At 59.8% G+C, this 22,612-nt stretch carries 20 protein-coding genes; 8 read left to right on the top strand and 12 right to left on the bottom strand.

Going from position 1 to position 22,612, the window contains the following annotated elements; all coding sequences use genetic code 11:
* Window positions 1–54 precede the first annotated feature (54 nt).
* From P0D80_RS43050 to P0D80_RS43040, 3 genes are read right to left on the bottom strand one after another with little or no spacing between them, the layout of a single operon-like run.
* On the bottom strand, window positions 55–2,559 hold the full coding sequence (locus tag P0D80_RS43050) for a hypothetical protein (RefSeq protein WP_408293030.1): 2,505 nt from the start codon (window positions 2,557–2,559) through the stop codon (window positions 55–57).
* Between the two features lies 1 nt (window position 2,560).
* Window positions 2,561–4,906, bottom strand: coding sequence for a hypothetical protein (locus P0D80_RS43045; protein WP_408293027.1), 2,346 nt, complete (start codon window positions 4,904–4,906; stop codon window positions 2,561–2,563).
* A complete protein-coding gene (locus P0D80_RS43040; RefSeq protein WP_408293024.1) occupies window positions 4,896–5,321 on the bottom strand; it encodes a hypothetical protein in 426 nt (141 codons plus the stop codon). The genes P0D80_RS43045 and P0D80_RS43040 overlap by 11 nt, the downstream gene beginning before the upstream one ends.
* A gap of 948 nt (window positions 5,322–6,269) precedes the next feature.
* Here P0D80_RS43040 and P0D80_RS43035 point away from each other — a divergent pair.
* Complete coding sequence (locus P0D80_RS43035; RefSeq protein ID WP_408293021.1) at window positions 6,270–6,926, top strand: recombinase family protein; 657 nt, start codon at window positions 6,270–6,272, stop codon at window positions 6,924–6,926.
* 32 nt (window positions 6,927–6,958) lie between these two features.
* Here P0D80_RS43035 and P0D80_RS43030 read toward each other — a convergent pair whose 3' ends face one another.
* Window positions 6,959–7,198, bottom strand: coding sequence for a hypothetical protein (locus P0D80_RS43030; RefSeq protein WP_408293018.1), 240 nt, complete (start codon window positions 7,196–7,198; stop codon window positions 6,959–6,961).
* Between the two features lie 811 nt (window positions 7,199–8,009).
* Between P0D80_RS43030 and P0D80_RS43025 the strand changes: the two genes are divergently transcribed.
* Window positions 8,010–9,089 carry an Abi family protein gene (locus tag P0D80_RS43025; protein ID WP_408293015.1) on the top strand — a complete coding sequence of 360 codons (1,080 nt, stop codon included), beginning with the start codon at window positions 8,010–8,012 and terminating at the stop codon, window positions 9,087–9,089.
* Between the two features lie 467 nt (window positions 9,090–9,556).
* Window positions 9,557–10,213, top strand: coding sequence for a hypothetical protein (locus tag P0D80_RS43020; RefSeq protein ID WP_408293012.1), 657 nt, complete (start codon window positions 9,557–9,559; stop codon window positions 10,211–10,213).
* 121 nt (window positions 10,214–10,334) lie between these two features.
* Here the strand turns inward: P0D80_RS43020 and P0D80_RS43015 are convergent, their stop codons facing one another.
* From P0D80_RS43015 to P0D80_RS42990, 6 genes are all read right to left on the bottom strand, one after another.
* Window positions 10,335–10,829, bottom strand: coding sequence for a hypothetical protein (locus P0D80_RS43015; protein WP_408293009.1), 495 nt, complete (start codon window positions 10,827–10,829; stop codon window positions 10,335–10,337).
* Window positions 10,830–11,199: 370 nt separating this feature from the next.
* On the bottom strand, window positions 11,200–13,305 hold the full coding sequence (locus tag P0D80_RS43010) for an AAA family ATPase (protein ID WP_408293006.1): 2,106 nt from the start codon (window positions 13,303–13,305) through the stop codon (window positions 11,200–11,202).
* A gap of 83 nt (window positions 13,306–13,388) precedes the next feature.
* Window positions 13,389–13,685 (bottom strand): hypothetical protein, encoded by a 297-nt coding sequence (locus P0D80_RS43005; RefSeq protein ID WP_408293003.1) that lies wholly within the window; start codon window positions 13,683–13,685, stop codon window positions 13,389–13,391.
* Window positions 13,686–13,697: 12 nt separating this feature from the next.
* Window positions 13,698–14,252 (bottom strand): hypothetical protein, encoded by a 555-nt coding sequence (locus P0D80_RS43000; RefSeq protein ID WP_408293000.1) that lies wholly within the window; start codon window positions 14,250–14,252, stop codon window positions 13,698–13,700.
* A gap of 47 nt (window positions 14,253–14,299) precedes the next feature.
* A complete protein-coding gene (locus tag P0D80_RS42995; RefSeq protein ID WP_408292997.1) occupies window positions 14,300–14,497 on the bottom strand; it encodes a helix-turn-helix transcriptional regulator in 198 nt (65 codons plus the stop codon).
* 295 nt (window positions 14,498–14,792) lie between these two features.
* Window positions 14,793–15,983, bottom strand: a complete 1,191-nt coding sequence (locus P0D80_RS42990; RefSeq protein WP_408292994.1) for a tyrosine-type recombinase/integrase — start codon at window positions 15,981–15,983, stop codon at window positions 14,793–14,795.
* Window positions 15,984–16,117: 134 nt separating this feature from the next.
* Between P0D80_RS42990 and P0D80_RS42985 the strand changes: the two genes are divergently transcribed.
* From P0D80_RS42985 to P0D80_RS42975, 3 genes are all read left to right on the top strand, one after another.
* Window positions 16,118–17,011: a response regulator transcription factor gene (locus tag P0D80_RS42985; RefSeq protein ID WP_408292991.1), complete on the top strand. Its 894-nt coding sequence runs from the start codon at window positions 16,118–16,120 to the stop codon at window positions 17,009–17,011.
* A gap of 112 nt (window positions 17,012–17,123) precedes the next feature.
* On the top strand, window positions 17,124–17,798 hold the full coding sequence (locus P0D80_RS42980) for an energy-coupling factor ABC transporter permease (protein WP_132375227.1): 675 nt from the start codon (window positions 17,124–17,126) through the stop codon (window positions 17,796–17,798).
* A gap of 166 nt (window positions 17,799–17,964) precedes the next feature.
* Complete coding sequence (locus P0D80_RS42975) at window positions 17,965–18,621, top strand: BspC domain-containing protein (RefSeq protein WP_408292987.1); 657 nt, start codon at window positions 17,965–17,967, stop codon at window positions 18,619–18,621.
* Window positions 18,622–18,734: 113 nt separating this feature from the next.
* Here P0D80_RS42975 and P0D80_RS42970 read toward each other — a convergent pair whose 3' ends face one another.
* Window positions 18,735–19,889, bottom strand: a complete 1,155-nt coding sequence (locus tag P0D80_RS42970) for a M14 family metallopeptidase (protein ID WP_132375229.1) — start codon at window positions 19,887–19,889, stop codon at window positions 18,735–18,737.
* A 35-nt stretch (window positions 19,890–19,924) separates the two neighbouring features.
* Window positions 19,925–20,707, bottom strand: coding sequence for a peroxide stress protein YaaA (yaaA, locus tag P0D80_RS42965; RefSeq protein ID WP_408292982.1), 783 nt, complete (start codon window positions 20,705–20,707; stop codon window positions 19,925–19,927).
* A gap of 57 nt (window positions 20,708–20,764) precedes the next feature.
* On the opposite strand from yaaA, the gene P0D80_RS42960 reads away from it, so the two are divergent.
* Window positions 20,765–21,262: a putative toxin-antitoxin system toxin component, PIN family gene (locus tag P0D80_RS42960; protein ID WP_408292979.1), complete on the top strand. Its 498-nt coding sequence runs from the start codon at window positions 20,765–20,767 to the stop codon at window positions 21,260–21,262.
* 142 nt (window positions 21,263–21,404) lie between these two features.
* Window positions 21,405–22,577, top strand: coding sequence for a pyridoxal phosphate-dependent aminotransferase (locus tag P0D80_RS42955; protein WP_132375232.1), 1,173 nt, complete (start codon window positions 21,405–21,407; stop codon window positions 22,575–22,577).
* The last annotated feature ends 35 nt before the right edge of the window (window positions 22,578–22,612 follow it).

The following is a 22,612-nucleotide window of genomic DNA, read 5'->3' as shown; positions in this document are numbered from 1 at the left end:
CCCCCCCCCCCCCCCCCCCCCCCCCCCCCCCCCCCCCCCCCCCCCCCCTTCTCTTTACTGCCCTGCTTGCGCTTTCCACTTGTACAGCGCCTCCAGCACGGCGCGCGGCGGCTTCATTGCCTTGATACGCGCCATTCCGTTTCGCTCGCTCGCCATACGCATAAGCAGGCTGGCCTGACTGCCCTGCACCCCCAGCCCCGCCAATTGCCGTACCGTGACTTGGTCTGCCGGGTTGGTAGTCGGGGCTTGTGCTGCGTTTGCGGGTGAACCTGCTTGCGGTCGTGCGGTCTGTGCTGCGTTCGGGCGTGCCGTCAGGGTCGGGCGGTTTTGTGCTGGCGCGGCCTGCTGTCCGGTCTGCACTGCTGGGGCGGACTGCCCTGCCCGCTTTTGCTCGTCGTAGGCACCATACGCCGTCGCCAGTCCGCGCGCCGCGCCGAGTGCGGCCATCTGCGAGCGAACGTCCTTTGCGCGCATGATCTGGCGTAGCACCTGGCGCCCGCTCTGCGTCATGAGTAGGCTAGAGAACCCCCGCGCGCCTATGGCCGTGATTCCCGCAATCGCGGCGGCGTGCAAACCCTGGCCCATCACAGTGGCCGTCAGGAGCGCAGCGCCTTCCGCCTTGTCCGCGCCAGTGAAACCGGCTTTCGGCTTCGCCTGCTTGCCGATCGTTTCCATCGTGCCGATGATGTCATTGATCTGGCTTTTCTCATCCGACGTGAACCCCAGGTGATTGAGCTGCGGCTCCATTTTCTTGACGTTGGCCCGGAACTTCGTGAAGTTGAGTTGTGTCGTGCCGGGGGCGGTCTCGTCCATCGAGCGGGCAAGCGCATCGCGGAACATGAAAGCCTTCACGCCTTGAAGTGTTTCCGGGGCGTGCTTTTGCAGGATAGACGCCGCGTGGCGCGCTTCGCTTGGGTCCAGCGCCAGCAACTTTCGCGCGACTGACTCAGGGCTTTTCGTTGACGCCTGAAGTCCTGAGTAATCCGCGTCGAACAGGTCTTTTCCAAGCATCTTGCCAAGCGTCGATTGGGTCACGTAGTCGATTGTTCGCGACTGGCGAGCGTAGCGGGTGTTAGCCGCCGCCAGTGCTGGAGCCCAAGCCGCATCAGGGGTTGCCGCCGCCGCATCGAAGTCACGCTTGATCGCCCCATAAAGACGCTTTGCAAGGATCTGATTCGCGTTAGGGTCGATGTCCTGAAAGATGTTGCCCGTTCTGCGCGCCGCCGCGCCCCAATTCGAGGCGGTGCGCACGGCGTTGGTGATCGTGTGAGCGGCCACGCCGGTTTGCGTCGGACCCGCTGGCGTTGCGGGCGTACCGGCGCGCAGGGGGCGGCCTTGCGCGTCGAGAATGCTTGACGGCGGCGTTGCGGGAGTCGCTGCGGCGCCGGGGGTCTGCGTCGTCAAATCCTCCTTCATTTGCCGCGCTTTTCGGGTGATCGTCCGGGCGTCGTCGGACGGCACACCCTCATGCTCTGCGATGATGGCGTCTAGCTCGCGCATGGTGTTGTCATACTTCACCACAGGCTGATCGCCAGCCAGGGCCCGCACTGCCGAGTAGTTTTTATCCGCGTCGGCCTTTCGGGCTTTGACCATGCTGTCAATTGCCGTTTTGTAGGCGTTCTGTACCCGCTCCCCGATATTCGTCCGCGCGTCGGCCTGTTCTACCCCCTTCGGCGCTTCCTGCATCTGATCGGCAAGACGGTTGATAGAATCCACGGCTTTCGCTGCCTGATCTACCCCCGATTCCTGCGCCGTGCCACGGGAGCCGAAAGTGTTGTGTAGCTGGTCCTCTATCCACCTTAGAGGCTGGCTCCCGGTTGACTGGCCCTGTGTGAGCGGAATGCCCGCACGGTCTGCCGCAAGTTGCGCTGCGGTTGGAACCCTCTTTGCGTCTGCCCCTGCCGCAATGCGCGGGTTCTCGCGCCCCGCCATGCCACCGCCAGCACCGCCGAGCATCGAGCCGACAAGCTGGCCGGGAGTGCCGCCCACAACGCGCCCAATCTCGCCGCCTGCACCGCTCGCCGCCGCGCCAAGGTAGCGCGCTGCGGCTTTGGCGCCGCCCCCGGGCAGAGCGCCCTGCGGGAGCGCCTGGAGCGCGGCCGCTGCGATCCTGCCGCCTGTGCTGGTCGGCGTGGTCACGGCGTCGGACGGCATCATGCCGTGTCTTTTGAACTCGTCTTCAAACCACGCGCTGCCGCCTACCGGCTTTTCATCGGCCTTCAGGTGCGCGCCGAACAGGTTCGCAACGCCTTTCACGCCCTCCACCGCATCGCTGGCAAGGTCCACCGGCATCCCGGCGACACTGGCGACACCCTTGCCGAGATTGCCGCCGATAAAGCCCGCTGTATTCGCGCCAGGGTGCGCTGACGGTGCGCTGACGGGTGCTTTCCTGGGGCCGGTCGCCGCGTCGAATTGCGACCGTGCCGTCGCGCGCTCTGCGTCGGGCACCTTCGGCGCGACTACCTGTTGAAAATACTGATTCCGCGCCGCTTCTTTCTGGTCAGGCGGGAGCGCCTGATATTGGGGATTTGCCTCTACTGCCGACCAAGGTTGAGCCATGTTAACCGCCCCACAGGTTGGAGTAATTTTTGCCGCCTGCTGCGTTGCCTGCTGGCGCCGCTGCGCTGCCTGCTGGCACTGTCGTGCCGCCCATCGCACCGAGGCGCCCGCCAATAGTCTTCAAGGTCATCTGCGCGTCAGAATTCGACACCTTGAAGGCTGCGGCCAACTGTTCCGGCGTCATGGCGTCGTTAAACATCGCGAGCGACTGGTTCCGGGACGAGTCGGACGTGACGCCCGAACCGGTAAAGCTGCCGACGATAAACTTGGCGTTCTCGTCCGCGAAACCGTTGATCGCGTTAAAAAGCTGAGTCTGGTACGGGTTGCCGACGAATTTCTGCTCTTTGCGAACCGCGGCATTAAGCACCGGAGCAAGGTCCGTTGACTGCAAATGACTAAGTGCGTCTTCCGCCAGCCTTTGGTTATTGTCCATCCGGCCCATCGCGATAGAGGCGTTGTTGAACATCGCCGTGAGCTGGCCCACGCTCTTGCCCTTTGCGACCTGATTGCCGTGGGACATGTTGACCTCATTCACCGCCGTCTGCATGTCCATGCCGGGATTCTTCGCCATCTTGTCGGCAACGGCGGCATTGAATAGCGCGGAGCGCTGCGCGTATGCATCCTTCCCACGTGACGGAATGATTGAGGTAATAAGCTCCCCATTCTCCAGGCGCGCGATATCGACGGGATTAACCGGCGCGGCTGGTGCGCCGGCACTGTCGAGCGAACGTGACACCACCTGTTCGGGCGTGATCGACTGGACGGCCATCGTCCCGGCCTTTGCTGCCGACAATGAAGGATTAGCGAGCTGTAGCGCCTTGATTGTCTTTGCTACCGCCGTTTGGGCATATGTCTGTTGTTCCGGGGAGAGACTCGCAAAACGCGGGTCTTGCGCAACCGACTGCCCAGCGTTGCCCAGCTCGTAATCGGTCGGCACGTAAGTGCCATCCTTGACCGCCGCCGTGGTCTGCGCTTTCCGTTCGGCAAAGTCAAGTTTCTGCCGATTCAGGGCCAGCGTGGCTTTCTTGTTCTCGTTTTCCTGAATCTGGGCCATGCCTTCGCCCTTAAACTGCATGGTCGCGATAATGCCCCGGTCCTGCGTGTAATCGCCCGTGGGACGCATTGCAAGGTAGGCTTTGTACACGTCAGGATTCTGCCGCATCGTATCGATTGCTGCGTTATACGACGTTTGGTCCGTGCTGCCGTGCAGGTCGTCGCCAATCTCCTTGAAATTCAGGTTCTGCGCCTTGATGACGGCGGCCTTGTTGTCGAGCTGCTGTTCCTGGAGCTTGTCCGCTTTCGCGTTCAGATCCAGATAGCCCGCCATGTTGCCTTGCTGCCTGAGCTTGTCTGCGGCTTGCCGGTAAAGGCTGATTGTCCGGTCTTGCGCTGTGCTTGTTTGCACTAACTCGGGCAAGGTGTGCGCGACTCCCGAATCCGCACGCGCGTTCAGCTTGTCCACCGGCGAGGGTTGCGCAACCGCCTGATCGACGGCCTGTGCGGTTTGCTGCTTCTGTTGTTGTTGGGCCTGCGACTGGCTCCCGCGAATGCCCTGCGCCGTCGAGTCAACCGCTGCACGCCCGTTCTCATGAATTGAGATAGCACGGGCCAATGCCGCTTTCACGTTCGGGTCTTGCATATTCAGCGGTTGGTTCGGGGAGACACCAAGGCGGCTAGCAACATCCTGCACGTAGGCTTGTGTATTGTTGCCTGCCGCTGCGGGAGCCCACGTGCTGACGATGCCCTGCACGGTGTTGATACCCTTTGCGCCGTATGACGACAGGTTATTAGCGAGCGCCTGCTGCCCCGCCTGAATCGTCGGAAACTTCATCAACTGGCCCGTCTTCGAATCCGTCAACGCGCCGGGGTTGTTGTTGCGCAAAGGCGCGGGCAAAGCAGGGTTAGGCGCTTGCGGCGCGTTCGCTGCGATTGGTGCGCCAGCGGGCACCGGTGTCGCTGCCCGACCTTGTTGCGGTGCTTGTCCGGGCTGTTGCGCGGCGCCCAGCGATGCCAATGCGTTGCCTACGCTGCCGTTGCCGGCGCTGCTTGCGCCTGGCTGGCCTTGCCCGGCTGTGCCGCTGCTATCGGTGCCGCCGTAGACATCGGCCAGAGCCGTGTTCTCTGCGGTTTGCTGGCTCTCCGCCTGCTGCGCCTGCTGGAGCTTGAGAGCGTCCATCTGATTTGCGAGGGTCTGGCCTGCGAGCTGATTCATTCGAAACTGCCGCTGATACTCAAGGTCGGCGGCCTGCTGGGGAGCGTCCCCTATCTGCTTGGCTAGACCAGTGAAAATAGCGCCGAGGCCGAAACCGCCGCCAGGGGTTGAATCCACTGAAAATTCACCGGGCATAGTTTTCTCCCTGTTTAGAAAAGCCGTAGCCAATTGGCTCGACGGGCATTGCCGCGAGCGTTGCCAGTTCGTCCATCGAGAAGCCGTTTAGCCACATGCGTTTTGCCGGCGTTTCGATAGACAGACCGTCGGCGCTGCGGCGAATGCCCCATGCCGCGTGAGAGTGGCGCTTTGACGCAAACACCTGGAATGTGAGCGATGGGCGGCCCGTGTCTTCGATGTGCAGCGCGAATGGCCTGCCAACGATATCGACGCGGGTATCAACGTGCACGGTTGTGTCTTCGGGGAAGTCGCCGGGCGGGCAGTTGGTGTAAAAGAGGTGGCGGCTAAGCGCGAAATTGCTCACGCCAACGACTAAAGCCCGCCACGCTTTTATGCGTAAGGCAGGCAATGTAGGGGCGTTGATATCGGTCATCTTCGATCCTAGATGGAGATCACAGGCATGGCGTCGATGCGAAATCGAGCCGCGATTTTTACTGTGTGGTCTATGCCGGGGGTGATCTGACGGACGTATGTCCGGTACTGCCGCGAGACCGCTATGTGCTGGCTTCGCTTTACTTCTGCTTTTTGGTAATGCCCGCTTTGCGCGGTAAATCTGCTTTTGGGTAAAACTGCCCGCATTGCGCGGGTTACTCGTTCTGCGCTGGCGGGTCAAGTTTATGTCCACCGCGATACCAAGGTAACACAGGCGTTTACCCGCACGCAAGCGGTTTTTAGGAGTCCTCATTGGTGATTTGCGAGCCGCTGATTACGCGGGAACTGGAGGCAAATTCCAGTTCACCAGGCATGCGGGAACTGGAGGCAAATTCCAGTTTACGATTTGCTTACAAAAAGGGTCTTTTGTTTTAGCGCGGTCGTCGAGCTGACCCTAGCAAGGGTTTTCGCGCCCTGCGATTTTACCCGGAGGGGTCCCCGAAAAATTGGGCAAAAACGGCCGAAACGGGCTGAATCTGGCCCGATTGTATCGTGTGCGATGCACACCAACATCAATCACATCAATGACTTAGCTCATGCCGCGCGCATCGGATGCGGGCGGCGCGCATGGCGTTTCAGGAGGGGCCATTGGACTGCGGGTGCTGTCGTGCTGGCGGCGCGCCGCCCTATCGTGCACTAGGTGGCGGACTCACACCACGGCGCGCCACCGGCACCCGATGCCCTATCGTTACCCGGTAACGCGGTGCGTGGACTTAAATCAGAAAACAGTCCATCTACGTACTTCAGGGGTAGTTAAGTTAAGGCATACCTGTGAGTAACTAATATGCCTCTTGCTGCGGCATGATGCCTAGATAGTTAAATAAACCTGTTGACCATCCAAACGTAACTAGTTAATATGAGTCATCCATACGTAACTAGCGAGTCCAACGTGTTCATCCGCGCTTACCTTCGTGCCTCGACCGCAGACCAAAACGCTAACCGTGCTGAAAACGCAATCCGCGAATTCGCAGCACAGCAAGGTGTGCGCATCGCCGCCTGGTTCCGTGAGAACGAATCGGGCACCAAGCTTGACCGTCCCGAACTGTTCAACCTGATTGAACAGAGCGAGCAAGGGGACGTCCTGCTAGTTGAGCAAGTAGACCGCCTGTCACGTCTTGGTGAATCGGATTGGAACAAGCTGCGCGGCCTGCTGAAGTCCAAAGGTATTCGGGTTGTTGCGCTCGATCTGCCCACCAGTTATGGCGCGCTGAAGTCAACGGACGGCGTTGAATCATTCGAAGGCCGGATGCTGTCGGCAGTCAACGAAATGATGCTCGATATGCTGGCGGCTGTCGCTCGCAAGGATCTGGACGACCGCAAGCGCCGTGCGGCTGAAGGCGTTGCGCGCCGCCGTGCTGCGGATGAAGACAAGCCGGCAGAACAGAAGGGCTACCAAGGGCGGCGCGTTGACGCTGACATGCATGCGAACATCGTGGAGTTGAAGAAAGCGGGAAAGAGCTATAGCGATATTGAGCGCCTTCTGAAAGTGAGCCGCCCCACCGTGGCGCGTGCGCTGAAGCTGGCGGGTATGATTGGCGCCGCATAAAGCAGGCATGCCAGAATAGCAAAAGCCGCCTCTCAGGGCGGCTTTACGGGCGTATCTGGCTGCTCTATGCGTTGTTCGTTGGCTAGTCGGCGGCGCGCTTCGTCGCTGATGGAAACCGACACGCCCGCATCAATATGGATGCACGTCTCCGTGTCCCCTTCGTCGTTGTTGACGCAATACCTGTACTTGCCGGCGGGCGCCAGGATCGTGCGGTACTCGGACCTGTGCGCCGTCAGACTGTCGAGCGAATCACCCGCCGCAAAACGCTGCATCCAGAAGCCCCGCCTGCATCGCATCATTCGCCGCCAGAGTGACAAGGTTCAGATAGGCCCGCAATCTCGTTGTGTGTTTGGTCGGCACGCCCCTCCCTTGTCAGTTCGCCGTGGTGATGGCGTGCTAACGCCGTGGGCGTCAACTGGCGACAGGTTGAATGCATCGGGCTTGGGGGCTGGCGCCGGAGTGACTACCGCGCCGAATTGGACTGGTGCGTCAGTTTCAGGGCACGCCAGCGGAGAGAGAGAGAGCAAGGGCGCGTAGCATTTGTTCGTTTTCTGGCCGGGGGCTGGTGTCGAGGTTGCCGGGCAGGGGGGAAGCCGCCCGCCATGCGGAATAATTGGTTGTCTGCGTCACGGGGTTGGTGCCCGTGCCCGTCGTGCCGAATGAGCCAGTAACCGTGCGGGTGACGACTGCTGGAGCGAGCGTTGCGCCCGTCTCGCTGTTCGTGACGCCCCCGGCGTGCTGGCGCCTTGCGCGTTCGCGTCAAGGGTCGATGCGACAATTACGCCGTCTGGCGTAAGGTACTGCACAAAATCTGCAATGCCCTCTGCCGCATTGACGATAGAATCGGCTGGCGTGACGCTCTCGTTAGATGTGCCGTTGGTCAGGTCAGTGTTCTGAGGCGCTACCCGTCTCTCCGCCAGCACGGAACAAAAAAAAACCCCGTAGATCGTTGAATCTATGGGGTTTTTTGTCCTCCAGCAGATCCCCCGCAGCGCGCACGTCAATATGTGGTGGGGGCCGTCAGGTGTAGTGTTATAGCAATTGCGAAAAAGAAATTGCAGCCGTTACTAAGGGTTCTGTAGAATGGTTGCTAATACGGCCCAACCCTCTGCGAAGTTTGCACGGTTGGGTTTTCTCGTTAACGGGTACCAAAAAAAAATCATGCCGATCCCGTACGCGAAACGTCACCTTAGCTATCGCGAGCAACTCGAACTTCTCAGAGCGCGCGGGCTCCTGATCGAGGACGAGCCGCATGCCTTGTGGCATCTGGAGAATCTCGGATACTACCGGTTGAGCGGTTATCTTTACCCTTTCCGAGTGCTCGTCCCGCGGGCGCCTGGTGATGCAGGAGAACCAGACCATCCAACCCGCTCGTCTGAGTTCGTGCCGGGTTCCACGTTTTCACAGGTGGCAGAGCTTTACAAGTTCGATCAATCGTTGCGCCTCTTGGCGACGCGCGCTATCGAACGTCTGGAGGTTTCGCTGCGCGCGAAGATCGCTTATCACATGGCGGCCACAGATCCGTGTGCGCATCTGAACGTAGACCTACTCGATCCGAAGTTTTGCGCGGTTCCAAGTTGCCCGCCAGGCGAAACCCCAAGAAAGTCAAACTTCGCGGCTTGGATAGAGCAACACGATAAGCTCGTGTCTCGGTCGAAAGAGGACTTTATGAAACACTTTCGCCGCAAATACGAGCCTCCAGTTCCACTTTGGATTTCGATCGAAGTTTGGGACTTTGGACTCCTCTCATACTACTACTCGGGCTTGAGGCAGAGCGATCGCCAACGGGTAGCTTCCGATTTGGGCATCCCAAGGGCCGTGTTGCTTGTGAGCTGGCTGAGGACCATCAGTCACCTGCGGAACATATCCGCTCATCACAGCCGCCTATGGAATCGGGCACTCACTGACAACCCTAAACCTCCCGGAAGGGGTGAGCTTGAAATCCTTTCCCACTTGGCAGGGCCGCATAACGCGCTTTTGCGCGACCACGTTTATGGCGGCCTTGCTGTCATTCAATTCCTGCTTCAGGCACTGGGGTTCGATGACGGATGGAAAGACTCTTTGAAAGAGTTGATAGACGCCTTCCCCACCTGCGCAGATGTGGCCACAGTCGATGCAATGGGGTTTCCTGCCAACTGGAAAGAGCTAGAGCTATGGCGCTGACATACGGACGTTATACTGAGGGCGCACGCCCTCAGTGAGCGTACCTCACTAGGGCTTTCCAGCCGCGCACACGTAGCGCTGCGCTTCACTGGAGCCCCTATGGCTTCGCTGCCTGTTCGGTCGTCGTGGAGCGCATTGTCGAAAATGGCACGCTCACTTCGCCAAAGATACTTTGCGGGAGGCGCACGACATATGCGCCCGGTTGTTCGCTCACGCTGCATGTTCGCAAGGGCGCCGCTCCGCTCCGGGGTACAGTCGCCAGCGTGCCGCCGAAACAAATTGCCGCGTGCCGCTTGAACAGCACCCGCACGGTGTGTGCATGTCTGTTCGATGAACGTTCCCTCGAATTCGTCGGCGGCGGGCGCTGACAGCGCGCGGTCAACGAGACGAACTTCCTTACCCCTGCCTTCAAGATTCCGCGCCGACCGTCGATAACCATTCGAGCGGGCAGAATCCTTGGAAGAACAATGAAAAAAAAAAAACGAACTCGCATCCTCGTCGTGCTCCTCGCCGTGTGGTTTGCCGGTGTTACGGCGTACATTGCGTATTCGGTACACGATCTTCACGCGAAGGAAGTCTTGAGGTGCATGGACGACACGCTTAATGCGATTTCGTATCTCAGACAGAACAGCCGTGTCAGTGAAGCCAACGAACTGGCCAGCCGAATGGACGCAATGTGCGAGCGCCAAGGAAATAGCAGCTTCCACCGTCAGGACTGGATTGGCCTTGCTGCTTTCTACCTCGTGCCTCCTCTTGTGCTTGGGCTACTGGCGTTCGCGATCGCGAAAGCACTGCGCTGGACTCGCAAAGACCTGACCGCTCCTGTCTGGAAACAAACCGCGTTGGTTCTTACTACGATTCTGGTCGGCCTTGTCTATTGGACCCGGCACGCGGGGCCGGCAGACAGCGACGACTTCGAGAACTGTAGTGAGCAATCACTCAACGCTGTGATTGCTGAGCAAACCCGGAAAAACATCACCTACGATTCGGCCGGTTTTTATGCTGTGGTCGCGGTCGCGGACGACAGGTGCATGGCAACGAAAAGCTACGAGTACAGCGGTGGTTCGGGGTGTTCCGATGTGCGTTATTCTTACTGCTATTCGCGAAAGCGGACTGCCTTTTAGAGCAACGCGCCGCCCAGACGGCGCATTGTCATGCATACACTTGTGCGTACGGCGGCGCGCGATTATCTAAAGGTCGTCCAGATCGCCGGTTGGTGTGTAAACGTGTGACTGACCGGTAACATCAATTTTTGAGGGATGCTGCTGCAATTGCAGCTTTCACTTTGGCCGAATCGTTTCTTGGAGAGCGACACCCTGTGCGGTAAGAAGGCGCATTGATCCGCTTTCCGCATCCGTTACAGCGAATCCGCTTAAAACGGCTGAAATCCACGTCTGGACGCATTTCACGGGCGGACAGAGGAAACCCCTCAATTTTCGAGAGCAGAAACGCTGCCATAGGCGACAATTCCTTTCTGTGAATCCATTGCCGCGCCAGCCCTTCTGTGCCGCCGCAAGCGTCCGATAACACCCTCGTACTGCCGCCGGCCCACTCCAAGGCAATTAACAAAGCCTGAGCTTTGATCGCGACATGGAAAGCATCAAGCTTCTTCTCCAGCTCGCCTTTTACTTTTTTCATCTCGTTCCCCTGTTTTGCGCATCGCGCCATGGGCTGCTGCTGCTGCTGAAAAGTCACAGGTGAAAAACTACCCCTTCTCTTACTTGCCGCCGGGTTGTTCACCGCGCCTACTCCGTCACCGAGGGAACGGACTACCAAAGTCCGTCCCCGTAGGGGATAACGGCAGAATCCGACTTCCAAAATCCGTCGCAAACCCCCGCCCAGCAAGGCGAAAAAGTCGGATTCTTGGAAGTCGGATTCGTGTTTTTAAGAATCCGACTATCCGACTTCCGTTAAAATCCGGGTCAAACCTATACTGGTCGGCGGTTTCAGGAAGACGGATTCTTGAAATCCTCGACAAAAATCCGACTATCCGACTTATTTTCCGTCCCGTGCAAAATCCGCCTATCCGGGGGTTTCGACTACACCTGTGCGCCATGATTTGGAAAATATCGCCAGTTCACATAGCGAACAAATTCAGCCTTGTGGCACCTCATGCAAGCGCTTCCTCGCCTTCGACAACCTCCAGCTCGTCGCTCGTCGCCCACTCATCCGGCAATGCCGGTGCCTTCGGCCCGATCAGCAAAACCCCCCTGTCCCCCGGGGTTCTCATGCCGTCCGGGCGCTTGCCCGTAACAACCCACCCATCCTCCTCCAGTTCCGCGAGTAGCACGCGCATACGCGGGTCTGATATATCCATCCCTCCCGCCCTACCGGCGAAACGTTCGCGGAACTTGGTAGCCGTGTAGTAGCGCGGCGGGTCCATCCGGGCAGAATCACGAACTCGACGGGCAATGTTTTCGCGGTCTAGCGCCCTGCGGCCCGCTTCGTCTACGGTTTTGCTATCCGTTACACGCGTGGCGGCCGGCTGTTCGTCCTGATCTTCCTCCACAACCGTAAGCGACGTGATCGGCTTGCCGTTCGGTTTGTACCCGAGCGGTTCGGATACCCTGAAACTGAACGGGTAGGACTTGCCCGCCTCGCCGTCACGCAATTTGTGCTGCGTGACCCACTGTTTATGAACCCCGTCCTTTTCTTCCGTCTTCAGTTCGAGCACGGCGTCTGCGTCGTTATAGAGCACGCCCGACCCACGGAAACTGTCGCCGTTTTTGTTCGTGTGGTGCACGAACACGACAAGACACTCCAGATCGTCGGCTAGAGACATGAGGTTGTGCATCATCTTCGCTATTTCCTGCTGGCTGTTATCGTCCCCTTCGAACGATGCAGACATGGTGTCAATAATGACCATTGCAGGCTTGCCAGCGGCCTTTGCGGCGTCGCGTACTGCGCGCAGTGATTCGCGGCTGGAGAGGTTCGGCGCCATCGTGGCGGCGAACGGTGCGCGCCAGTCGGGGTGAACCTGTTTAACGGCCTTCATACGCCGCGTAATACTGCTGCCGGCCTCCGCCGCGATGTACATCACGTCACCCTGCTTGACGTCCTTATCGCGCCACTTGATGCCGTTGTGCACATGAAACGCCAGGTTGAGCATCCAGAACGTCTTACCCTTGCCCGAGGGGCCGTACACCATCGCTACCCCGCGTTCGGGCAGAACGTCTTCGACAATCTCAGGCGCTACCGCGTAGTTCGCCACGAGGTCGTCACCTGAATAGAATTTGAACTTGCGGCTGGCGGGTTCGGGGTCGTCTGCCGCTTCGTGCGATTCGAAACCGTCTTCCCCGACTGGCTCCTCGTATTTCTCGCGGTAGTGCTCGCCAAAAAGCGCCTTCACGTAATCTTTATGCGCCGGGTGCTTCTCTTTGCAGCTATGCAGGCACGCAAAACGGCCTTCGGGGTGCTGCGTCGTAGGGAACAGATACGCGGTAGATGTCTGGCTACCTTGCACGCCGTCTGTGTGGTCTTCCACAAACGGGCAGGTGATATACAGACCCTTGGCGTCTTCCCCCAGAACCCGGCCCTGTGCGTGCAGCTCGTCAATGATTAGCTGATCGCCCCGCGGCAACTCGTCAATGCGAGCGGCGTCGGCCTGCCGGGGTTCATAGTTCGTCTTTCCTTCGGGCCACACTTCCGCGATCGTATCCGCAAGGTCCAAAAACTCACCGGGCACATGGCGATGCTCGTATGCCGTCCCCTTCACCTTGCCGAAGTAGTAGGACTGGCTGAGTCTGAAACTCTCTGCCGCGAGAATGCCGCCCAGGGCGCCATTTAGCCGCGCCATAAACCGCGCATGGTCGGCGGGTGCATACTCGCGCGATAGCGGCGCCAGAACCCGCCAGCGGGGCGCTTCCGGGGCGTGGCTGGGGCTGGTGTAGAAGAACACTTCGATGCCTGCGGCCTCGGCACGGCGGGCGGCTTCATCTATGCTCACCTCCTCCGCGTCATAGTCCCCGGCCAGGCCGAAAACCGCCAGCACATTGTCGTCATGGCGAAGTGATCCCTTAGCCGTGCGCTTATCGCCCACCTTCGCCAGCATCAACAAGGGGCAATCGGCTTTGCTTTCCCGCTCTACCGGCTTTTCGAGCGTGCTGAAGACGCGGGCCCACGGCAAAAAGCGCTCTGTCTTCGCCTTGGCGAACGTGTCAGGAAACGTGGTAAAAGTCAGTGAAATATCTTTTGCAATTGCTGTATCGTGTGTCATAATATTTACGTCTCGATTTTGTTGTAACTCGTTGATCCGAAAGGATAAATGCCGATTGTTTGCGCAATCGGCTATTTTTTCGCCTATACGTTTTGCCCTACAAGCTCTGGAGCGAGCCCGTCGCGGTATTCGTCCAGTCCGAGCAATGCACAATGCACCGTCACCGGGTCGCATCCGTCGCGGATAATGAGGTGCATTGCCGCTATAAACGCATGCGCCTTTCGCTGCTCGAATCCCGCTGTTTCGATATGGGTATAGCAAGCGCCGGATGTGCGCTCGAAAGCATCGCTTTCGCCGGTCGTATCCGGCCACGGAATCAGGCAAACGTCGCCGCGCGGATTCCAGCAAAGCATGGTGTTCGTGAAGTTTTGGCCTTTCATATCTGTCTCTGATTAATTGGCGAGTCCGGTGCCGGCGTCGCGCATCGCATTAACGACACGCGCGACTTCATGGATATCGAATGGCTTCTGATCGCGCAGACAGGCGAAGAGAATGGCGCGCGCTGTCTCTGCATCGCCGCCGGTAGGCATGAGTAAGCGCTCAACAAAGCCTTCGGGTCCGGTGAAGTCGAATGCGTATTTAACGCGCATCACCGACGACACTTTGTGCAGGCACACGTACTGCTCGCCGCCCGTCCACTCACCCTCATGGCAAGGACGCACGCGGTAGCTGTCGCCTGATGTTGCGAAGTACGCGGCGTCGTCCCGTTGCCACTCCGACCCCGGCAGGGCGTTGAACAGTACGCCGCGTTCGAGCGCCGCCACGTTTTTGATCGCGGCAAGCTCGCGCTCACGCTCCATCATTCTTGAAAATTGCTGTGAAACACTTAGGCGTTGTGTCATGCTTAAACCCTCTATCGAGTGAGAAAGGTCGGTTCTAGCCAAACCGACCATGCAATAGCCCGCTGCTGTTAGCGGGCTATTTTTTTTGTATTTTTCGAATCTCACTTCGTAAGCGGGTAAAGCGGGTAATGCAGTCCTACGGGTAAAGCAGGTCAGGCGAGCGCTTCCGCGCCGACTTCTTCGCGGCTCGCGATGTACGCCTCAATGTCCGACTCGCGCCAGCCCACCGCACGCGGTCCGATCTTGATTGGCTTCTGAAGTACGCCACGTTCAACCCACCGGATAACCGTCGGCTTGCTGATGCCGAGGATCGCGGCCACCTCATCCACCCGCACAATACGATCAATCATTCCATTCCCCTTTTTAAACGCCCGTAACTCACAATAGAACTGCATATAGTTAAATGTACCGCATCACTATTCAATACCGCAATCGTTTTTATGCTGCAAGTCATTGATTAATAACGGTTTTTTATAGCAATTGCTATACTGGAAAGTAGCTAACGCATTGATCCGCAACGGATTTTTAATCGCGCAAAGGGTTGAAAAAAGACGAAAAAAAAGCGGCGCGGCTGGCTCCCCAGCGGCGCTGCTTGCGGCGGCCTGGATAGCGCGCCGCCCAGGGCGGACGCCCTTATAGAACGCTCTAGCGGGCCATAGCGGCCTTGGTGAGTCCGTCCAGATAGGCGGACCACCATTCGAGCATGGCGGCCCTTTCCTTCAGGTACAGCGCGCGGTTGTATATGCCTCGCACGCCGCGCTGTGCGTGCGCAAGCTGCGCCTCAATCACATCAATTGCGAAACCCTGTTCGTGAAGGCGGGTTGACGCCATCGCGCGGAATCCATGCGGCACATGGATTTCGCCATACCCCATTTTGTCGATTGCTTTTAAAAGAGACGATGCGCTCATCGGCACGTCCGGCGACCGGTAGCCCGGGAAAACATAATCACTCTTGCCGCGCGCTGCATGCAATGCCGAAAATATTGCAACGGTCGTGTCCGTCAAAGGCACCAGGTGCGGTTTCCTCATCTTCATACGTTCGGCCGGCACTGACCATAGGCGCCCATCAAAATCTATCTCCGACCATGTAGCCTCCCGCAGTTCGCTGGGGCGCACGAACGTGTGTGCGAGCAACTGAAGCGCATGCTTGACCCAAATCGTTCCCTGGTATCCGTCAATCGCGACTAGCAGCTTGCCGATATCGTCCGGTGCCGTGATGCTTGGGTGATGCTTGGGTGACGCGGGCTCAAGTGCCCCGCGAACGTCTGCCGATACGTCACGCGATGCGCGGCCAGTGACTACGGCAAAGCGCAGTATGCCGCTGATGTACTGATGCGCGACGCGCGCCATGTTGCGCGCGCCCTGGGCTTCAATGGCCCGAATCACATCCAGCACATCCGGGGGCTGTATGCCCGCAATAGCCCGCGGCCCAATCTTCGGATAGACGTGATTGGCTAACCGGCTCTGAACGGCGGCGCGAGACCCGGCAGACCATCTTGCGCCCATCTTCTGTATCCACTCTTTGCCGAGGGCTTCGAACGAGTCGCCAGCTACCCGCTTCGCTTGCTGTTTAGCTGCTTTCCGGTCTGCGCTTGGGTCGATACCCTTTGCCAGCAATCGGCGCGCATCCTCGCGGGCGTCGCGCGCATCGGCAAGGGAGACTTCAGGAAAAGCGCCCAGCGCCAGCAGGTTCTCTTTGCCCAGGAAACGGTATTTCAGCCGCCACAGCTTGCCGCCAGCTGGCGTCACTAGCAGGAACATCCCGCGTTCGTCCGTCAGTTTGTAGGGCTTATCCTTGGGTTTGGCGTTCTTCACAGCAAGGGTATTCAGTGGCATAGGGTGCGGTCGGAGTGGGGGTATCAAGCAGGTATTCTACCCCCACAAAGGGCGCTATTTAGGGGTATCCTGTGATAACTAGTGATAGCTGATATCCGGCTCAAACCCAACTGGTACGGGCCTTACAATGATTTATGAGGTTACTGTATGGATTATTCTTGATTTTCAACTCAGACGCGGAACGACGTGATGGGCTCAAAGCGCTGCTGCGGCAGATCGACCGGCTGGCGCGTTTCAACGAGGCACAAGACTGGCGTCAGGTCGAACGCACGCTCAAACGTCAACGGCCCGACCTGCTCCTGATCGATTGGCAGGACTGGATGTCGATCTCCGACATTCGCCATCTGCTCAGCCATTACCCCGATCTGCGCATTGCCGTGCTCACCGATCAGATCTCGCCGGTCGCCGTGCGAGAACTGATGGACGAAGGCGTGCTCGGCGTCGTGCCGCGCGACACCGATCCTTGTCTGATCGTGCGCGCGTTTGAAATGGTGCTGCTGGGCGGTCACTACGTGCCGCCCGGCGCGCTGGCGCTCGATCCTCCGCTGCCGCCCGACACCGCGATCCGGCCGTTCGACGAGAAGAGCCCACCGCCGCGCCGCACCAGACTGGCCAACGTACTGTCGCCCCGTCAGCAGCAGATCATGCGCTGTGTCCACATGGGCAGCACCAACAAGATGATCGCGCGCACGCTCGGCATCAGCGAAGGCACCGTCAAGATCCATCTGACCAGCATATTCCAGCAGCTCGGTGCGCCGAATCGCGCCGCCGCGGTCGCGCTCTACAACGGCTGGCTGTCGAACCATTTGCAAGTGCTGCGCAATGGCGGCGATGGCCTGCTGCGCCCGATCATGGGGCAACCCGGCGTGGTGCCGTTGCGGCGCCGCGCGCGGCGCCGCTTCCAATATCCGTTGCCGGCTAACGACACGGCCGCCTTGTTGCCCATGGCGGCCGAACAAGGCGCGCCATATGGCGACGCGGCGCCCGCCGGAGCGGCACCGGACCCGCTCGCACAAGGTCCTGCATGAGCGCAGCCGGCGCGCGCAACAGAATCCGGGCGAGCACTTTCCGGCAGCGTTTGCGCGTGCTGGCATGGAATCCGCTCACACCTTTTCTCGTCCAACGAGTAATATGAGACTCATGGGTTTCCTCTACACACCGCTTCCGTTCTGGGTCGCTGTCGGTGGCTGGATCGCCACTGCGATAGTGGTCGCGCTCGCGCTGTGGAAAAATCCTTTCAAACGACTTCAGGACGGCACACTGCAGCATGTCTGGCTTGCGATCATCGTCGCAGTGTCGGTGCTGTGGGCAAGTAATGCATGGCTCGACGACGGCACCGTCATGCATCTGCTCGGCGCCACGCTAGTCGTCACGTTGTTCGACTGGGCGTTGGCGCTGATCGCCATGGCGGTGGTCACCGGTCTTGCCGCCGTCATCTTCGATGCCCCGTGGCAGGGCATCGCGCTAACTTTCCTCGTCTACGGTGCACTGCCGGTCGGCATTTCCACTTTGCTCCAGCGCATCAGCATCGCGTGGCTGCCACGCAATCTCTTCATGTTCATCCTCGGCCAGGGTTTTGTCTCGCCTGCCATCGCCGTGTCGCTCACGGCCGCCGCCGCCCTCGGCATTCATATCGCCCTCGCCGACGGTTCGATGACCGTGGTGCCTGCGGGCTACGCGTTCAGCGTGTTTCTACTTGCCATCGGGGAATCCTGGTTCACTGGCATGTCGACGGCATTGATCGCGGTCTACCGCCCTGCGTGGGTCACCACTTATGATGTGCGGCGATACCGGCTAGGCGGACCGCGCACCTGACACTTGCGCGGGCACCGAACGCGTACTTGCGGCAATTGGCGACTCGACAACATCGAGCCGCCAGCGGACACGCCATCAACAGGACAAAATATTTGTGTCAGGATTGAACTCCACCCTCTCGCCGGGCATCTTACGTGCCTCATCTCATTAGCGTCTAACGAACTAGATGGATCGCACCAACGTACCGCGCCGATTGCTGCGGTTGGTCGGCCGGTTGGCAACATGTGCGGCGAGTCTCTCGCTCATATGCTCTGCTCCCGCATTCGCCGATCAACTCGAGCAGCACAACGATCTCGTCAACCAATTTGTCAATGATATGCACGCGGACCCGCTGGTTGCGGACTGCGCGGCGCATGGCAACTTTGTCGCCAGCACGTCGACCGCCTTCGACCATGTCGAATTTCCACCTAGTTCGTTCGACAGCGCGCACGCGTCGGTCACGCCATGGAACGATTCGTTCGACGAGGGCAAGCAGCGCGTCAAGGTAGATAACATCGTCACCGTCGAAGGGCTCGGCATCCGCCAGAGTGGCGGCGGCGATCCTGCCGATCTGAAGTTCCGCTGCGGCTATGTCGGCGCGCAGATGCTGGCGTTCAGCTGGAACGATCCGGTGCCGCCGACCCGTGCACGCAGCGCTGAACCATCGGGGTCGCAAGCGTCGTCGAGCAAGCATAAAAGCGCCAAAGGCAAGCACTCGGCGAGCGGCAAAACGACGAAGAAGGCGACCACGAAGTCTTCCAAACCGAGCTCGGGCAAATCGTCGCGAACGAGTTCGAACAAAGCAACCGCGAAGAAGACACCGGCGAAGAAAAAGACTCAATAACGGGTCACGCTTGCGGCATCGGGCCGCCGGCGCCACAGGTCAAAACAAGCGCCCCAATGAAAACAAGGCACACACCGTGAAGTGTGTGCCTTGTTTTTTATGCGCGGCGATGTTCAGGCAAATGTTTCCACGTGCCGCAAGATCGCCTGCAGCATCGCAGCGCCGAGCGACGCGCTACGCTCGCCGTTCCAACCCACCCGTTCGTCGGGAAGATTGGCGTTGTCCTTGAATGGCATCTCCAGGGTGAGCGACAGACAACCGAATTCGTTGCCGATGTACTTCGACGCCAGCTTCAGTGCGTCCTCGCGATACTTGCTCGCGGCGTAGCCGTACTTGTCCTGAAAATCAGGGCTCGCCTGCTTGAACGCTTCAATGAACGCTTTCTGCTCCTGCCCTTGCCGTTCGGTAAAGCCCGGCAGCATTTCGGAGCCGGCCACGAACACGTAAGGCAGCGCCTCGTCGCCGTGAATATCGAAGAACAGATCGCAACCGGTGGCATGAATCGCGTCGCGCACCACCAGCACCTCAGGACTGCGCGTGGCATCCGGCTCCATCCACTCGCGATTCAGATTCGCTCCGGCCGCATTGGTGCGCAGATTGCCGTGCACGCTGCCGTCCGGATTCATGTTCGGCACGATGTAGAAGACGGCGTGATCGTAGAGCTTGCGCGCGACCGGGTCGCCCGCCCAATCGCCCCAACCCGCGAGCCGCTTCACGAGACCTTCGATAAACCATTCGGCCATCGTCTCGCCGGGATGCTGGCGCGCGATCAGCCAGATTTTCTTCTTGGGCGTGTCGCCGCTTTGCGGCGTGCCGAGCGTGAGCAGCGACATGGGCCGGCCTTCGACGGTCGTGCCCAATTCGGTGAGCGTGGCCTGCGGCATCTGCTGCACCGCCCCGAGAAACTCCGAATGACGCTCCTCGCTGTACGGCTCGAAGTACGCGTAGTAAATACGGTCGAAATCCGGCGTGTGATCGATCGTCAGCACACGGCCGTCGTAGGACGTGGGCACGCGAAACCAGTTCACGCGGTCATAGCTCGCCACCGCCTGATAGTCGCGCCAGCCTTCGGCGAAGGCACACGCGGCCGCATTCTCGAAGGTCATCACGCAGCGCTCGCCCGCCGCGCCCGACAAACCGAAATAAAACCACTGCGCGAACTCGGCATGGCTGTCCGGCCGCACGCGCAAGCGGATATTGCCCGCGTCTTCGCAGGACAGCACTTCGATCGCACCCGCGTCGAAGTTGCTTGTAATCGATAACGTCATGATGTTCTTCCCTGCTTCTATGCGCGGCGCAACGCTTATTCAGCGACGCGGCGGCGGAATACGTAAGTGGAATCGTTCGAGGCATCAGCGTCGAACGCATAGCCGTCGGCGTCGAAGTCCTTCAGTTGCTCAGGCCTGTCGAGGCGGTTTTCCACGGCATAGCGCGCCATCAAGCCGCGCGCGCGCTTTGCATGAAAGCTGATGATCTTGTAGCGGCCGCCCTTCCAGTCCTCGAAAACGGGCGTGATGATCGGCGCTTCGAGCAGCTTCGGCTTGACCGACTTGAAGTACTCGCCCGATGCGCAGTTCACCAGCACGCGCGATGCCGCGGCGTTCTTCTTCAATTGCGCATTCAACGCCTGCGTGATGCGCTCGCCCCAGAACGCGTACAGATCCTTGCCGCGCGGGTTGGCGAAACGCGTACCCATTTCGAGCCGGTAAGGCTGCAGCAGATCGAGTGGACGCAGCAAACCGTACAGGCCGGACAACACGCGCACGTGATTCTGCGCATAGTCCAGATCCGCCGACGAGAGCGTCTTCGCGTTGAAGCCCTCGTACACGTCGCCATTGAACGCCAGCACCGCCTGCTTGGCGTTGTACGTGCCGAACTTGGGCGACCACTGCGCGTAACGCTGGAAATTGAGGTGCGCGAGCTGATCCGAAATGTCCATCAGGGAGGCGATCTGCTGCGGCGACAAACGACGCAATCCGCCGATCAATTCGGCCGCATCGTCGACAAAATCGGGGATCGTGTGCTTTTTGACGTGAGGCGGGGTTTCGTAGTCGAGCGATTTCGCCGGCGACAGAACGATTATCATAGAGGCTTGCAGGCACGCCGTGCCTGGCGGTCAAAGACGAAAGCCAGATTGTAACGAATGCCCGGTTCCCATGCCTCACCCGACGCTTTGCGCGTCGTCCTCGATTCCAATGTGTGGATCGACATACTCGTGTTCGACGACCCGCACACGCGGCCGATCGCGGCCGCGCTTGAAAGCGGCGCGCTGGCCGCGCTGATCGACGCGCGCTGCCTCGCCGAACTCACCTACGTGCTCGACTATCCGCAATTCGTGCATCGGAACGTGGACAAGGCCGCGGCGCTGGCGGTCGTCGCGCGGCTCGCGCAGCTGGTCGAACCCGAGGCGCAAGCGGAAGACGCCAAGCCCTTGCCCAAATGCAAAGACCGCGACGACCAGAAGTTTCTCGAGCTCGCGCACGCCGCGCAGGCCGACTGGCTGGTTTCGAAAGATCGCGCGGTACTGAAACTGGCCAAGCGGATTGCGCGTGACTTCGGCTTTCAGATCGCGCAGCCGGCGCCGTTCGTCGCCGCCATCGGCATGTCCCTGAGCGCCGCCGGCGAGCCTTTAACAGCATGACTCTTCAGCCGCATGGCCCTGGCCAGACGGCTAACGTGAGTTCCGTGGCGCACACACCACGCCGCGATTCCCTACAATCAGGCTTCGCCCGTTTCAAACGACGCCTTTGCCTAACCCACTTGCCCACGCTCCGGACAGCGCCATGAATGCACCGCACGACACGCCCACGAGTCCCACGTTTCCGTCTCGCCTGCCGGATGTCGGCACGACGATTTTCACGGTGATGAGCGCGCTCGCCGCCGAAAAAGGCGCGGTGAATCTCGGTCAGGGCTTTCCCGATTTCAACTGCGATCCGCGGATCGTCGACGCGGTCGCGAACGCCATGCGCGACGGCCACAACCAGTACCCGCCAATGGCCGGCGCCGCGCCGCTGCGTCAGGCGATCTCGGACAAGATCGAGAACCTGTACGGCCGCCGCTACAACGCCACCACCGAAATCACCGTGACAGCGGGCGCGACGCAAGCATTGCTGACCGCGATTCTGTGCACGGTCCACCCGGGCGACGAAGTGATCGTGGTCGAGCCGACCTACGACAGCTACCTGCCGTCCATCGAACTGGCGGGCGGCAAGCCGGTATTCGTCACGCTCGACGCGCCCGACTACGCGATCCCGTTCGACAAGCTGGCCGCCGCGATCACGCCGAAAACGCGGCTCCTGCTGATCAACACGCCGCACAATCCGACCGGCACGGTCTGGCGCGCGGATGACATGCGCAAGCTCGAAGAGATCGTGCGCGGCACCAACGTGCTGATCCTGTCCGACGAAGTGTATGAACACATGGTCTACGACGGCGCGCCGCACGAGAGCGTGGCCCGCTATCCGGAACTGGCGCAACGCAGTTTCGTGGTGTCGAGCTTCGGCAAGACCTACCACGTGACGGGTTGGAAGGTCGGCTACGTGGCCGCGCCCGCCGCGCTCACCGCCGAGTTCCGCAAGGTGCACCAGTTCAACGTGTTCACGGTGAACACGCCAATGCAGATCGGCCTCGCCGACTACATGAAAGATCCGTCTCCGTATCTCGACTTGCCGGCGTTTTATCAGAAGAAGCGCGACTTCTTCCGCGCCGGCCTCGCGAATTCGCGCTTCAAGCTGTTGCCGTGCACGGGCACGTACTTTCAGTGCGTCGACTATTCGGCGATCAGCGACTTGCCCGAAGCCGAATTCGCGCAATGGCTGACCGGCGAGATCGGCGTCGCGGCCATTCCCGTCTCGGCGTTCTATCACGAGGCCCATGAGTCGGGCGTGGTGCGCTTCTGCTTCGCCAAGCAGGAAAACACACTCGCCACCGCGCTCGAGCGGCTGGCGCGCCTCTAGCATGTCTCGCGCGATGCTGCGAACGAACCTACGTT

Origin of the sequence: Paraburkholderia sp. RL17-373-BIF-A, from assembly GCF_046030175.1 — a bacterium.
Classification (GTDB): Bacteria; Pseudomonadota; Gammaproteobacteria; order Burkholderiales; family Burkholderiaceae; genus Paraburkholderia.
This window is presented reverse-complemented; position numbering and strand designations above follow the sequence as displayed.